Source organism: Caulobacter sp. UNC358MFTsu5.1 (assembly GCF_000712075.1).
GTDB lineage: Bacteria > Pseudomonadota > Alphaproteobacteria > Caulobacterales > Caulobacteraceae > Caulobacter.
Map to the genome: position 1 here is coordinate 250,082 of NZ_JONW01000011.1, position 13,630 is coordinate 263,711.

The 13,630-nt window shown below is 70.9% G+C and carries 12 protein-coding genes; 9 read left to right on the plus strand and 3 right to left on the minus strand.

What is annotated here, in order from left to right; all coding sequences use genetic code 11:
• The 3 genes from BR39_RS25945 to BR39_RS25950 are packed head-to-tail and all read right to left on the minus strand — an operon-like array spanning nt 1 to nt 3,492.
• Entirely contained in the window at nt 1–1,035 is a 1,035-nt protein-coding gene (locus BR39_RS25945; RefSeq protein WP_051696028.1) for a class I SAM-dependent methyltransferase, read from the minus strand.
• Nucleotides 1,036–1,045: 10 nt separating this feature from the next.
• On the minus strand, nt 1,046–1,780 hold the full coding sequence (locus BR39_RS0122285) for a hypothetical protein (RefSeq protein ID WP_029916317.1): 735 nt from the start codon (nt 1,778–1,780) through the stop codon (nt 1,046–1,048).
• A complete protein-coding gene (locus BR39_RS25950; protein ID WP_051696030.1) occupies nt 1,780–3,492 on the minus strand; it encodes a tetratricopeptide repeat protein in 1,713 nt (570 codons plus the stop codon). The genes BR39_RS0122285 and BR39_RS25950 overlap by 1 nt, the downstream gene beginning before the upstream one ends.
• Nucleotides 3,493–4,054: 562 nt before the next feature.
• Here BR39_RS25950 and BR39_RS0122295 point away from each other — a divergent pair.
• The 9 genes from BR39_RS0122295 to BR39_RS0122335 all read left to right on the plus strand — a co-directional run bounded on the left by BR39_RS0122295 (nt 4,055) and on the right by BR39_RS0122335 (nt 13,630).
• On the plus strand, nt 4,055–4,738 hold the full coding sequence (locus BR39_RS0122295; protein WP_029916319.1) for a carboxypeptidase-like regulatory domain-containing protein: 684 nt from the start codon (nt 4,055–4,057) through the stop codon (nt 4,736–4,738).
• Nucleotide 4,739: 1 nt separating this feature from the next.
• Nucleotides 4,740–5,957, plus strand: a complete 1,218-nt coding sequence (locus tag BR39_RS0122300) for a phage tail sheath C-terminal domain-containing protein (protein WP_029916320.1) — start codon at nt 4,740–4,742, stop codon at nt 5,955–5,957.
• Between the two features lie 25 nt (nt 5,958–5,982).
• Nucleotides 5,983–6,450: a phage tail protein gene (locus BR39_RS0122305; RefSeq protein WP_029916321.1), complete on the plus strand. Its 468-nt coding sequence runs from the start codon at nt 5,983–5,985 to the stop codon at nt 6,448–6,450.
• 123 nt (nt 6,451–6,573) lie between these two features.
• Nucleotides 6,574–8,037, plus strand: a complete 1,464-nt coding sequence (locus tag BR39_RS26635) for a hypothetical protein (protein WP_156035869.1) — start codon at nt 6,574–6,576, stop codon at nt 8,035–8,037.
• Nucleotides 8,025–8,801 (plus strand): hypothetical protein, encoded by a 777-nt coding sequence (locus tag BR39_RS0122315; protein WP_029916324.1) that lies wholly within the window; start codon nt 8,025–8,027, stop codon nt 8,799–8,801. The genes BR39_RS26635 and BR39_RS0122315 overlap by 13 nt, the downstream gene beginning before the upstream one ends.
• A complete protein-coding gene (locus tag BR39_RS0122320; protein WP_029916327.1) occupies nt 8,798–10,312 on the plus strand; it encodes a phage baseplate assembly protein V in 1,515 nt (504 codons plus the stop codon). The genes BR39_RS0122315 and BR39_RS0122320 overlap by 4 nt, the downstream gene beginning before the upstream one ends.
• 2 nt (nt 10,313–10,314) lie before the next feature.
• On the plus strand, nt 10,315–10,659 hold the full coding sequence (locus BR39_RS0122325; RefSeq protein WP_029916329.1) for a hypothetical protein: 345 nt from the start codon (nt 10,315–10,317) through the stop codon (nt 10,657–10,659).
• Between the two features lie 2 nt (nt 10,660–10,661).
• Complete coding sequence (locus BR39_RS0122330) at nt 10,662–11,099, plus strand: GPW/gp25 family protein (RefSeq protein ID WP_029916332.1); 438 nt, start codon at nt 10,662–10,664, stop codon at nt 11,097–11,099.
• Nucleotides 11,099–13,630, plus strand: a complete 2,532-nt coding sequence (locus tag BR39_RS0122335; protein WP_029916334.1) for a baseplate J/gp47 family protein — start codon at nt 11,099–11,101, stop codon at nt 13,628–13,630. The genes BR39_RS0122330 and BR39_RS0122335 overlap by 1 nt, the downstream gene beginning before the upstream one ends.

A 13,630-nucleotide genomic window follows, 5' to 3' on the forward strand; every position in this document is an offset into this window, starting at 1 on the left:
TCACCCCGCCTTACGGGCCGTGCAGATGTAGTAGAACTGATAGATCTGCGAGACCCGCACGTCGGTCAGGCTGGCCGGCAGGCTCTCCACCGGACAGCGGTGGATGATGTTGTGGCTGGACAGCACCTTGTGGAAATAGGCCCGGTCCAGGGGCGTCGCCGCGTCGTACATCTGCTCGTCCAGGAACAGCAGCACGCCGCCGGGCTTGGCCACGCGGGCCATCTCGGCGATGGCCTTGACCGGATCGGTCAGGCCGTTCACCGCGCCGTAGCTCAGCACCACGTCGAAGCGGTCGTCCTGGAACGGCAGCGCCATCGCGTCGCCCAGCACCAGATCGACCGCCACGCCGGCCTTGCTCATCATCTCGCTGCCCTGCTTGAGCATGGTCTCGGACAGGTCGATGGCGGTGTAGTCGGCGTCCAGCGACATCCAGCCGTGCTTGTAGAGCGAGTTGCACGAGCCGGTGGAGACGTCGAGCACCTGCAGGCGGCGACCGGCCGTCCGCAGCGGCGCCAGCACGCGCTCGTGGACGGCGGCGAAGGTCTCGGGCGGGGTGTAGGGACGGCGCGACAGCGACAGCCAGACCGGCGCGGCGGTCCACAGCAGGTGCAGCAGGTAGCGCTGCCGATTGAGCACCAGGCCGGCCAGGACCAGCGGAACGGCCAGGACCAGCGCCGCCACCAGCGCGCCGGACGCCAGGGCGGCCACCAGCCCGATCACCAGACCCAGCAGGGCGATCCAGGCGGCGGCGTAGGCGATCCAATAGGGACCGGATAGGGAGAGGGGGCGGACCGGCATCACGATCGCCGGCATCGTCACCTGGTACAGGCGGCCGAACAGGCCGTCGTAGAAGGTGTCGCGCAGCTTGCGGTCCTGGGCGCCCAGCCGTTCTTCGTTGAACAGCTTGGGCATGCCGTAGACGCAGGCGTAGGTCTGGCCGCAGCCCGTGCAGCGCCATTGGGTGACGCTGGTCACGAAATCCGCGCCGCCGCAGGTGGGGCAACGGTACTTGCTGGCCTTCAAGTCGATGGTCATTTCAGCCGTCTCACCCGCGTGGATCGAAATAGGCGAAGGTCGCCACCCAACGTCCGGCTTCGCTGTCCCAGTCGAACTTGTCGCGAAGGTCGGACTGGCTGACCCAGTGATGGTGGTCGTAGCGCCAGATCAGGATGTCGCCGGCGTCCTGGCGGGTCTCCATGTCGATCACCTCGCCCTCGATCTCGAAGCACGTGCCGCCGTTGCGGAAATCGCGCCCGCGCTGCGACAGCGAGACGATGAAGCCCAGCTGCTGGGGCAGCAGGTTGTGCCAGTGGCGGGCGAAGAAGCCGCCGCCGGCCGGATACTGGATCAGCTGCGGATGGACGTAGGGACCCGACGCGGGGATCTCGAACTCGACGCCGGCGCCGGTCAGGGCGTTGTAGAGCCCGCGCAGGGGTTCGAAGAGGTTGCGCAGCCGAAGCTCGAGCGCCGGCGGCGCCGCGGACAGGTCGTTGAAATTGTAGTCGTGGAAGACGTGCGGCGCCTGCTGCAGGCGCGAGATCATGCAGCGGCGGCGGTGATAGTTGCCGGCGAAGTCGTCGATCTCGGCCGGCGGCGTCTCGCGTCCCCAGGCGGCGACGGCCGCGCGCAGGTCGGAAACCTGGTCGTAGGGGAAGACCCCCTTGAGCACGAGCAACTGGCCCTGGCCCATCACCCGGTCGACGATCTCGGCGTGCTCCATCCGGGGGACGATCGTCCCGTCGCGCAGGTCGCATCCGACCTCGATCACCCGTTCCGACATCACGCTCGCTCCGCCGCCAGCCAGCGATCGAACATCTGGCGGAACGTCGTTTCCAGATTGCGGGTGAAGCCGACGTCGTCGCAGTAGGGCGAGGCGTCGAAGCCCGGGCGCACCTTGGCGCGCAGGGCGTCAAGGGCCTCGTAGTCCTCGGTGACGGCCAGGGCCTTGGCCACGTAGTCGTCCCAGCCGTCGGCGATCAGTTCGGACAGGCCGCAGGGCTCGACCACGGGCACGCCGATGCGGCCGTAGAGGTCCTCGCCCAGCTGGGTCAGCAGGGGCACGCCGTTGGCCAGGGCGTCGCACGAGGTGGTGCCGCCGGGGCAGGGCGAGGGGTCCAGGGCCAGGTCGATGTCCTGGAACTCGCGCAGGTAGTCGACGCCGGTGGTGCGGCCACGGAACTCCAGCTGTTCGGGCCGCGCGCCGTAGGCGGCGAAGCGGGCCTGGGTCACGCGCTGCAGGACCGGGTCGGCGAAGGTGGCGTACTTCAGCACCAGGCGATCGTTGGGCCGCTGGCCGAGGATGATCGCCCAGGCGGCGATGGTGATCTCGCTCAGCTTGGCCGGATTGTTGAACGAACCGAAGGTGACGTAGCCGTTCTTCAGGGCCGGGGTGGGGACCGGGTCCAGCCGATCGGGCGACGGCCGGCTGGGCGCCACGATCGGGCCGATCCGCCAGATCTCCTCGGTGTAGTATTGCTCCGAACCCTCGACCGCCATGCTGTCGGCGTGGAGGATGTAGTCCATGCAGGCCAGGCCGGTGGTCTGGACGAAGTTGATCCAGGCGACCTGGATCGGCGCCGGACGATAGGCGAAGACGCCCAGGCGGCTACCTGCAGTGTGGCCCCAGACGTCGACCAGGATGTCGACCTCGTCCTTGCGGATCAGGGCGGCGACGTCGGCGTCGCTCATGCCGTCGAGACCGCGTACCTTGCAGCCCTGGGGCAGCGGGCCTTCCTCGGCCGGTTCAGCGCAGTAGAGGAAGACCTCCACGACGGCCGGGTCGTGGGCGTCCAGCACCGGCAGCAGGAACTGGGCCACCTGGTTGCGGGTGAAGCTGGGGCCCACATAGCCGATCCGCAGCCGCCGACCGGCGGTGCGGTCGTTGTCGAAGCGCGGCTCGGCCGGGGTCAGATGGGCGGCGTAGAGGTCGCTCCAGCGGCGCGCCTCGTCCGCCACCCGCTGCATGCGATCGGGGGCGTGGAACAGGGCGTAGAGCAGGAACTCGTGGACCACCGAGTTCTGGAACGTATCGGCGGCCACCTGGAAGACGTTGATGGCTTCATCGGTGCGGCCCTGGTGCAGCAGGGACAGTCCGTAGGACGCGATGTGCTGCAGGCTGAGCTGGTCGAAGTCGAGGCTGCGCCCCAGGGCCAGGCTGGCCGCGGCCATCTGCTGGTGGCTGTAGAGCGCCAGCCCCACATCGCCGCAATAGGCCTTGTCCGCCCGGAAGCGCTGGACGTCGACGCCCATCCCGCGGAAGAGCGAGGTCGCATGCAGGTCGCGGGCCTCGTCCAGGAACGGCCGCGCCGAGTCCGGCTGGCCGTCCGCCATCAGGGCGCTGTAGAGCCAGTACCGGCTTTCGTGGTCGGCCGGCTTGGCCCGGGCGATGGTCAGGAAGAGCCGCGCCGCCTCGGCGGCGTCGCCCGCTTCCAGCGCCGCCCGTCCGGCGGCGATGGGGTCCGCGCCGACGGGCGCGATAGGCTCGGCCAGCATCCGATGGTCCTCTCGAATCATAGTTAACGCCGAGTAGATAGCGCGCGCGTTAACGCGCTCTTACGGCGCTTTGCGCCTTTGGCGCGGGCGCGCCGGCCGCGCCGTCGGCGCCCGGTGGGGCGAGATGGTGGACGAGTGATCCGCGGCGCCTCCGTGGCGTCGCCGTCGAGCCCGGAACCTTCCCCAAACTGCAACTATTACGTTCATTTCTAGTTTCGGTGGTTTGAATTATTCGGTGCTCGTTTTCGTGGAACTTTTTAATTTCACCAAGCTTAAAATACGCCTGTGCGGCGAAATTCACCAAATCTCCTTCATAGGATAAGTCGAAAAATAGTTGTCTATGGCAAAAAGTGCCAAGTCAAGGCGCGCATATGCGTCTTCTTTCGGATGCTATTACTATAATTTCGGCAATAGATGGTTCGGCAAATTATCTGGGTCGATTTTGAAGAACTGGTGAAAATCGCATTCAGAAAACGGTGAAATCTGAGCTTTTCATTTGTTAAAGTTCGGTCTTAGTATGAGTGGACGCCTATTGGTTGTACCCGGGGGAGCGAGCTGAAACATGCCTGAGGGGCTGGAGGAAACGACGCGCGAATTAATCGGCTGGACCCAAGAGGTCCTGCCGGGTCGCGCCGTCGTCGCCCGGTCCCTGGGCGATCGCGACTGCGGGGAAGGGGTCGATCTTCGTCTTGTTGGCCTGGCGCCGCAGGCGACGCCCCGGGCGGCCTCGCCGCCGCTGACCTTGGCCGCGGACTACCTGGTCACCGTGCGCGCCGCCGATCCGATCGTCGAGCAGACCGGCGCCATGGGGCTGCTGTTCGCGGCGATGGAGCGCGACGAGTCCGAGGTGGTGCTGGATCGCGACGCGCTGAAACTGTGCCTCGACCTGAGCCTGCCGCCGGGCCCGGGCTTCGTGCTGCGGTCCATGGTCTCGGTCGCCCGGCGTCGCGCGGCCGCCGCGGCGGCGCTCGTCCGCTTCCCGCTCACGGTCGACGCCGGCGAGCTCGGCGTCCTGCAGGGCTCGGTCCTGGGGCCGGGCGACATGCCGGTCGCCGACGCCGTGGTGCGCGTCGAGGGCGTGGACCGCACCGCCCGGACCGATGCGTTCGGCCGCTTCCGCCTACGCGGCCCCGTGGGCGCCAAGAACAAGCCCGTCCGCCTCAACGTCCGCGCCCGCGGCGTCGAGATCGACAGCGAGGTCGAGACCGACAGTCCCGTGATCCTTCGTTTACCGCTGGAGATTTGACATGCTGTCCTATTTGAGCCCCGGCGTTTACGTCGAGGAGATCGACTCTGGAACACGCCCGATCGAGGCGGTGGGAACATCGACCGCCGGGTTCGTGGGAACCGCGCCGAACCCCGACGTCCTCGTCGACGAGGCGAAGGCGATCAACAACTGGAGCGAATTCCAGAGAACCTACATACGGGACGGCGACAAGGGCACCCACCTGTCCAACGCCGTCTACGGCTTCTTCCTCAATGGCGGCTCGCGCTGCTACGTGGTCAACACCAAGGCCGACGGGGCCATCTCCGGCAAGGGGCGAGGGCTCGACGCCCTGGCGGCGATCGACGAGATCGCCATCATCGCCGCTCCGGGGCGGACCGATCCGGCGTCGCACGGCGCGCTGCTGGACGCCGCCGAGCTGCTCAAGGACCGCGTGGCGATCCTGGACGCTCCGGCTCGCGTCGATGACGTCGAGGTCCTGACCCGCGCCGCCGAGGGGCCCGCGCCGCCCGCGGCGCCCGCCGGCGATGCGGGCGCGCCGGCCAAGCCCAAGGGCCAGAAGCCCGGCCAGCGCCCCCGGGATTCCGACAGCGGCTATGGCGCCTGCTACTTCCCCTGGCTGACGGGCCTTGATGCGGTCGACCCCGATCCGAAGAACCCGGTGGAGATCCCGCCGTCGGGCCACATGGCCGGCATCTACGCCCGCACCGACAGCGAGCGCGGCGTGCACAAGGCGCCCGCCAACGTCACGATCCGCGGCGCCCAGGGGCTGACCCAGATGGTGTCCCGCGCCGACCAGGACGTGCTCAATCCGGTCGGGATCAACTGCATCCGCTTCTTCAGCCGCGAGGGCGTGCGGGTCTGGGGCGCGCGCACCCTGGCGCCCAGCGCCAGCAACTGGCGCTACCTGAACGTCCGGCGGCTGTTCAACATGATCGAGGAGTCGATCGCCATCAGCACCCGCTGGGTGGTGTTCGAACCCAACGCCGGCCCGCTGTGGAAGGACATCCAGCGCGACATCGGCGCTTTCCTGACCCTGCTGTGGCGCCAGGGCGCCCTGGCCGGCGCCCGGCCCGAGGACGCCTTCTTCGTGAAGTGCGACGCCGAGACCAACCCGCCCGAGGTGGTCGACGCCGGCCAGGTGGTGGTGGTCATCGGCATCGCGCCCGTGAAGCCGGCCGAATTCGTCATCTTCCGCATCGGCCAGACGGCGGTCGGAACCACCGTCGAGACCGCCTGACCCCCAACCCTAGAGAGGATCCGTCATGGCTAAGCCTGAAGAAGCAGCGGCGGCGCCCAAGGTTGGCGCTCTGCCCGACGTCTACCGCAACTACAACTTTATGCTGTCGTCCCGCGAGATGGGCGATGTCCGGTTCACCGAGTGCTTCGGCCTGGGCGTGCGGATCCATCCCATCCGCTATCGCGAGTCCGGCAGCGGCCAGATCGTCCGGACCCTGCCCGGGCCGATCGAGTACGCCGAGGTCACCCTGCGCTACGGCCTGACCAAGACCCCGGCCCTGTGGGACTGGCTCAAGGAGGTCCTGGCCGGCGGCACGCCCCGTCGCAACATCTCGATCGCGATGATGGACGTGAAGGGCACGGCCGAGGTCCTGCGTTGGAACCTCGACAACGCCTGGCCCTGTGAATGGAGCGGCGTGTCGTTCGACGCCCTCGGCCGCGAAGTCGCGATCGAGGAACTCAAGCTGTCCTTCGACACCCTGACCCGAGCGTAAGCCATGGCCCTTCGCCGCCTGTTTTCGGGTTGGCTGATCGCCATGGCGGCCTTGGCCCGCTCGGTGGCCCAGGCCCTGGAGCGCGCCTCCGAGGATCGATCCGCGCCGGCGCCGGACCCGGTGATGGCCGCCCTGGCCGAACGCTATCCGGGCGCGCCGGCCCATTGGCTGGCGCACGTGGCCGAGCGGACGTCCCAGCTGGCCGAAACGGGTCAGGCGCCGCTGTCGCTGAACAGCGACCCGACGGCCTGGCCGCCCGCGGGGGCGCCTGTGGGGGCGGACGGCCCGCCGCTGCGGCCGCTGACGCCCGAGGCGTCGCCGGTCCCGAAGGCGCGCGAACCGATCGCGAGGGACCCTGGCGTCCCCAGCTTGGCCGATCTGCGGGATCGCTCGGGCGAGGTCTGGCGTCGGTCGGAGCCGGAGCGCCGGCGCCGGCCGCGACCGGTGTTCGCGGCGGCGAACGTCGCGCCGGCGTCCGAGCGGATCGTTCGTCCCACGGCGACACCTGGGCCGACGCGCCGGCCCCGGTCGCCATTGAGCCTGGTCGCCGAGCTGTCCCGAGCGACGCCGGAAGGGCCAGCCCCGGTCGCGACAGCCGATCCGGAAGTGTCCGCGACCCGGTCAGGCATCTCTTCGCACGCGACCGCCTTGTCCCAGGCGCCGGTGTCGCGACTGGCGACCCATGAGCCGACGTGGGAGCCGGTGAAGGCCGAGCCTGGACGTCCGACCCAACGGCCGTCGGTCGACCGCATCGCCGCCCCGCCGGGTTCGGAAGGCCGCCAGCAGGACCGGCCGGAGACCTTCACGGAAGACGTCGCCGCGCGACGTGGCGTCCCGCATCGGAAATCCTGGTTCTTCGCGAAATCGGCCTCCGCCTCGCTGGGACGCCCCCTCGCGCTTTCGACGGTTCCGGGACCGCCCGTCGAAGACCCGTCGGAAGCCCCTGAACCGGTGGTCGTCGACGCCGCGCCCAAGCCTCGCCCGGCCTTTCCATTCCTGGCCTCGGATCGTCGAACCGTCGCGCCGAAACGGGTCTGGCGCGCCCGGCCGTCGCCGCCCGCGCGACACGCGGTCTTTCGGGCGCTGACGGCGCTGCGGGCCAAGCCGCATCCGCGCGCCGAGCATCCGGCCGCCTCCGAACCCGCCGTCGCGCCGACGACGCCGCCGATCGATCCTCCGTCGTCGACGCCCAGGCCCAGGCCTCCGGCGCCATCCTTCAAGTCGTCCGCGATCGAGCCCCAGGGCCGGGCCGGGCCGGACTTTCCACTTCGCGATCCAACTGTAGAGCGGGATGCGCCGCCGAGCCGTGGCGAGGACCGGGACGTCCATCGCGCCGTCGCCCGGGCGACCCGTCAGGTCTCTAACGCCACGCCGGCCGGTCCGCCCCACGACAGGCGGCCGGTCTATGCGGGGCCTCGTCCGTCCAGCTCGCGCGCCGCCTCGCGCCCGTTCGCCGACCCGCCGTCCGACGATCGCTGGCCCGCGCTTCCGCCGCCGACCTTCGCCGCGCCGACCGGCGTCGAGGCTCCGCAGCCCCGGTGGGACCAACTGGCTCGTGAACAGGAGGAAGGGCGATGGAGCGTGTAGCCTTCCTGCTGGAGCGGTCGGGCGAGCGGCTTTCGTGCCTGCTCAATCCCGAGAGCCTGGAAGCCCGGCGCACCGCCGGCGTGCGGACGCGGGTGGCCGGCGGCGGCTTCCTGACCGGCGTGGCGCGGTCCGAGGACCCGTTGATCGCCACCGGCGGCGGTGTCACCGAATACGACCTGAACCTGCTGTTCGACGTCGAGATCGCCCGGGAAGGCCGGCCGTCGACCGCGCCGGAAGACGGCCAGGGTCCGGCCGCGGACGACGATGTCCGCGCCCTGACCCGTCCGCTCTGGGACCTGACGGAGAACGCCATCGCCGCCGACGGCTTCTCGGCCCCGCCCACGGTGCGGTTCATCTGGGGCAAGTCCTGGAATATCCCCAGCGTCGTGCTGCACGTGGCCGAACGGCTTGAGCGGTTCAACGCCGACGGGGCGCCGCGCCGGTCGTGGCTCAGCCTGCGCCTGCGCCGCGTCGAGGATTCCGAGCCGCGCCCGGCGCCCGCCCGCCCGGTGACGCCGCAGTTCGAGTCGCCGTTCGACCTGGAAAGCGGGTCCATCGATCAATACCCGGCCGTCGATATGCCGGTCGATAGCGAAGGCCTGCCCCTGAAGCGGCTCGATCAGATGGCCGACGACGGCTACGGCGATCCGGGCCTGTGGCCCGAGATCGCCACCTACAACGGCGTTGACGACCCCCTGAACATCCCGGAAGGCACGACGATCGTGCTGCCTTCGCTGGCGATCCTTCTGGAGGCGCGGGCATGACCTCGATCTTCGCCAACCGCCCGTTGCGGGCGCGCCTGGACGGATCGCCCCTGGACCCGGCCCTGGGCCGTTACGCGGTCTCGGCCTTCGTGCGCCAGGCGCTCAATGCGCCGGCCATGGCCGAACTGGTCTTCGCCGAGCCGCCCGCCGACGCCCTGAGAGGGTTGCGGCTGGGCGCGGGCCTGGCCTTTTCGGTCGACGGCTCGGGCGATCTGTTCGACGGCGAGATCACCGCCGTCGAGTACCAGAACGACGCCGACCAGGGCCGGATCGTGCGGCTGCGGGCGCTGGACAAGCTGCACCGGGCCCGGCTGCGCCAGCGCGCCCGGGCGCTGACCGACCAGACGGTGGCCGACGTCGCGGGCCAGATGGCGGGCGACCTGGGCCTGGGGTTCCAGTGCGCCGAGCATCCGCCGACCCGCGCCCTGATCGTCCAGCACGACCAGAACGACTTCGACCTGGTGGTCGACCTGGCGCGGGACGCGGGCCTCTATCTGGTGGTGGAGGGGACCGACCTGCGGCTGATCAGCCTGGCGGGCGAGGGCGAGCCGATTCCGCTGCGGATGCGGCGCGAGATCATCGAGGCGCGGGCCTCGGCGGGGGCGGACTCGCTGCGCCCCTGGACCAGCGCCCAGTCGTGGGACCCGTCGCGGGCGGTCGCGGCCAACGCCCGGGCGGGCCTGGCGCGGCAGGACGCCGAGGAACTGCGCGACGGCGGGCTGACGGCCTTCCCGGACCTGGGCGGACGGACCCTGTTCAATCGCCTGGCGGCCGACGCCGCCGAGGCCGAGAGCCTGGCCCAGGCCGATCTCGACCGGGCGGTGGCGCGCGCCGTGCTGCTGGACGCGGTGGTCGAGGGCGACACCCATCTGCGCCCGGGGCGGCCGGTGAATGTGGAAGGCCTGGGCGACCTGGTCGACGGCCGCTGCGTGGTGACGCGGGCCCTGCATCGCTTCGAGGAAGCCCGCGGCTACGTGGTCGAGATCTCGACCGAACCGCCGGCCCGGCCCGACCGGCCGCGCACGCCGGCCTTCACCCTGGGCAAGGTGACCGACGCCGACGATCCCGACGGCTTGGCGCGGGTCCGGGTCAAGCTGCCGGTGCTGGGCGATGTCGAGACCGGCTGGATGTCGGTGCTGCTGCTGGGCGCGGGCGCCGAGAAGGGCGTCGCCATCCTGCCGGAGCCGGAGGACGACGTGCTGGTGCTGTTCCCGGACGGCGATCCCGCGCGCGGCGTGGTCCTGGGCGGCCTCTATGGCGAACGCACCGCGCCGGGACCGCGCGGCGCGGGGACGGCCGGGGCGCGCGCCTTCACCGTGCGGACGCCGGGCGGCCAGGTGCTGACCCTGGACAGCGTCGACGCCCTGGCGCGGCTGGAGACCCGCGCCGGCGGCCTGTTCGAGTTCGGCCCCAACGGTTCGCGCCTGAGGGCCAGCGGCGACCTGGTCATCGAGGCCCCGGGCCGCCGGCTGACGATCCGCGCCGCCGCCGTCGCGTTCGAGGAGGGTTGAGCATGCTATGGTTGACCCAGGACGCGACGCTGGTCTGCGACCATGGCGGCCGGGTGGGCATAGCCCCCACCCAGACCCTGGTGCGCATCAAGAGCCGGCTGGCGCTGGTCAATCCCAACCCGCAGTCGCGGCCCATCTCGGCCTGTCCGAACGCCAATCCGGTCATCGGCCTGCGCCCCTGCCTGACCACGCTCGCGGTCAAGCAGGGCTATTCGACCTTCGTCACCATCGGCGGCCGGGCGGTGTGCCTGGACACGGTGACGGGGCTTACCGACGGGTCGCCGCCGGGCACGGTCAATTATCGCGTGGTCGATCCTGGCCAGCGCCTCGTGGCGGCCGGGAGTTGAGCATGAAGAGCGTTCGGGGCATCCGGTTCGAGGGCGCGGAGCTGGGCGGAGCCACGTCCGAGCTGCGGCGGCCGGCGGGGCTGGTCCTGTCGCCGGCGGGGCGGCTGGCCGAGGTGAGCGGCGCCGACGCCGTGCGCCAGGCGATCATCCTGCTGCTGACCACCATACCCGGCGAGCGCGTGATGCGGCCCAGCTACGGCTGTCCGCTGCATCGGCTGATGTTCGCGCCCAACGACGCCACGACCGCCGGCCTGGCCATCCACTACGTGCGCCAGTCGCTCAAGCGCTGGGAGCCCCGGATCGAGATCGTGCGGTTGGACGCGGGCGTCGATCCCGCCGCGCCCAGCCAGCTGAACGTCTCCCTGGACTACCGGGTGCGCAGCAGCAACCAGCCGGGTCAGCTGCAGTTCGGCCTCGACCTGCAAGGGGAGGCCGCCTGATGCCCTTGCCCACCCCCAAGCTGGATGACCGCACCTTCACCGAGCTGATGGCCGACGCCGTCAAGGTGATCGACCGCTCGTGCCCGGAATGGACCGACCGCAATCCCAGCGATCCCGGCATCACCCTGCTGGAGACCTTCGCCTACCTGACCGACACCATGCTGTACCGGCTCAATCGCGTGCCGGAGAAGCTGTATGTCAGCCTGCTGAACTTAGTCGGCGCCCAGATCCGGCCGCCGGCCGCGGCCGCCGCGACCCTGACCTTCACCCGCACCGAGGGCAATGGGCGGATCACGATCCCCGCCGGGGCGCGGATCGCCACCAGCGACGGCTCGGTGACGTTCGTGGTCACCCAGGCCGCGATCCTGCCGCCCGACCAGAAGAGCGTCGACGCGCCGGCCCTCCATTGCGAGACGGTCGAGGCCGAGTCGGTCGGCGCCGGCACAGGCGCGCCCGGCCTCAGCGTGCAGGTGCGGCGTCCGCCGATCATCGCCCCCTCCGGCGACGGGCTGGACCTGATCGTCGGCGTCGAGGCCGACAGCGCCGAGCTGGCCGACGGGGCGGTGTCGCGCACGCTGGGCGACAAGAGCTATCGCATCTGGCGCGAGGTCTTCAGCTTCGCCGACGCCGCGCCCACCGACTGCGTCTACAAGGTCGACCGCGCTACGGGCCGCATCCAGTTCGCGCCGGCCATGGCCGGAGAGGGCTCCACCCCGCTGTCGGCCGTGCCGGCCCTGGGGCGCGACATCCGGGTCTGGTATCGCGTCGGCGGCGGGCGGGCCGGCAATGTGGCGCCCGGCGTCCTCACGGTGTTCAAGACCCCGATCGCGGGTCTGGCGGTGACCAACGCGGCGCGCGCCGCCGGCGGGGCCGAGGCCGAGACCGTCCAGGCGGCGGTGCGGCGCGGGCCACTGGAACTGACCTCCATGCGCTGCGCGGTCACCGCCCGCGACTTCGAGCGGGTGGCGCTCAGCGTCGGGGCCGTGGCTCGCGCCAAGGCCTACGCCCAGTCACAGGTCTGGGCCCACGCCGCCCCCGGGGTGGTCGAGATCCTGCTGGTGCCGGCCGTCGATCCCGAGACGCTGCCCGATGCGGGCGTGACCGCCCAGGCGGTGGTCGATCGCCGGAGCGAGGACCTGCGGGCCCGCGTCCAGAAGGCCGTCGACCAGCGCCGGCCGCTGGGCGTGCAGACCTCGGTGGGCTGGGCCAGGGTCCGCCCCGTGTCGGTGGCCGCGCGCGTGGTGGTCAGCCGCGAGGAGGACGCCCCGGCGGTCGAGGCCCGGCTGCGCGTCCGGCTCAACAAGCTGTTCTCGCCGTTGCGCGACGAGCCCTTCGGCCAGGTGCTGCGCGCCTCCGACGTCTACGAGGCCATGCTGGCCGATCCCAGCGTGCGCTACGCCGACCAGCTTCGGCTGACCATTGGCGAAGCGCCTGACCGGGACGTGGCCGACCTGCTGCGCGACCCGCACCAGCCCCGCACCTGGTTCGCCGCCACCAACCAGGGCCTGCACCGCAGCCTCGACGACGGCAACACCTGGTCGGTGGTGTTCAAGGCCGACGGCGACCGGCCGCTGTTCGTGCGCCGCCACCGCGACCGGCCGGGCCTGATGGCGCTGGGCGTCGTCCGCAAGGCCGGCGGGGCCATCCACGTGTCGCGCGACTGCGGCGAGACCTGGAAGACCGAGGCGGCGGTGTTCAACAGCGACGTGTCCGACGCCGACTGGCTCGACCGCGAAGGCTCGCCCCTGCTGCTGATCGCCACGGGCGAGGGCCTTCGCCAGCTCAAGCCGTTCGGCGACGCCGGTCCCGCCCCCGTGGTGGTGGACAAGACCCGCGACACCAAGGGCTTTTACGCCGTGACGACCTCGGTCTCGTCGGCCGGGGTGGTGCAGGTCGCGGTGGCCGCCCGGGTCAAGGGCGGGGTCTATCTGTCAGCGCTGGGCGGGGTGTCCGAGAGCTTCCATCCCATCGGCCTGGTCAACCAGGACATCCGCAGCCTGACGGTGCAGCGCTTCAACGCTCGCGATTTCCTGTGGGCGGCGGCGGCGGCCGAGGCCGGTCAGCAGGGCTCGGGCGCCTTCCGGGTGGAGCTGCGGTCGGGCGGCGCCGACGATCCCGAGGGCTTTAAGCCGTTCAACATCGGCTGGCAGGGCGGCTCGTGCGAAGGGCTGGCTTTCGCCGACCAGTGGGTGTTCGCCGGGTCGAACCGCGGCGGCGTGCTGGCCCTGGACACCACGGCGGCCGCTCCGTCCTGGCGGGCCGCGCCGCTGGACGCCGGCCTGCCCATCCGCGACACCGAACGGCTGCTGCACGTGGTGTCCAGCGTGGCGGCGACGCCTGTCGCCGGCGCGGCGCCGATGGTGTTCGCGGGCGGCCCCATGGGCGTCTACCGCAGCCTGGACGGGGCCCAGCACTTCGCCACCGCCTCGGCCACGGTGTTCACCGACCGCATCCCGCTGCCGCCCAACTGGCTCTATTGCGCCGACCAACACCACCTTTCGGTGGTGATCGACGACGATACGGGGGGCTGA

Coding starts and splice junctions, on each gene's coding strand:
- BR39_RS0122315 (WP_029916324.1), top strand. CDS start 8,025: ATGGAGCGTGTAGCCTTCCTGCTGGAGCGGTCGGGCGAGCGGCTTTCG.
- BR39_RS0122305 (WP_029916321.1), top strand. CDS start 5,983: ATGGCTAAGCCTGAAGAAGCAGCGGCGGCGCCCAAGGTTGGCGCTCTG.
- BR39_RS0122330 (WP_029916332.1), top strand. CDS start 10,662: ATGAAGAGCGTTCGGGGCATCCGGTTCGAGGGCGCGGAGCTGGGCGGA.
- BR39_RS26635 (WP_156035869.1), top strand. CDS start 6,574: ATGGCCGCCCTGGCCGAACGCTATCCGGGCGCGCCGGCCCATTGGCTG.
- BR39_RS25950 (WP_051696030.1), bottom strand. CDS start 3,492: ATGCTGGCCGAGCCTATCGCGCCCGTCGGCGCGGACCCCATCGCCGCC.
- BR39_RS25945 (WP_051696028.1), bottom strand. CDS start 1,035: ATGACCATCGACTTGAAGGCCAGCAAGTACCGTTGCCCCACCTGCGGC.
- BR39_RS0122300 (WP_029916320.1), top strand. CDS start 4,740: ATGCTGTCCTATTTGAGCCCCGGCGTTTACGTCGAGGAGATCGACTCT.
- BR39_RS0122320 (WP_029916327.1), top strand. CDS start 8,798: ATGACCTCGATCTTCGCCAACCGCCCGTTGCGGGCGCGCCTGGACGGA.
- BR39_RS0122295 (WP_029916319.1), top strand. CDS start 4,055: ATGCCTGAGGGGCTGGAGGAAACGACGCGCGAATTAATCGGCTGGACC.
- BR39_RS0122325 (WP_029916329.1), top strand. CDS start 10,315: ATGCTATGGTTGACCCAGGACGCGACGCTGGTCTGCGACCATGGCGGC.
- BR39_RS0122335 (WP_029916334.1), top strand. CDS start 11,099: ATGCCCTTGCCCACCCCCAAGCTGGATGACCGCACCTTCACCGAGCTG.
- BR39_RS0122285 (WP_029916317.1), bottom strand. CDS start 1,780: ATGTCGGAACGGGTGATCGAGGTCGGATGCGACCTGCGCGACGGGACG.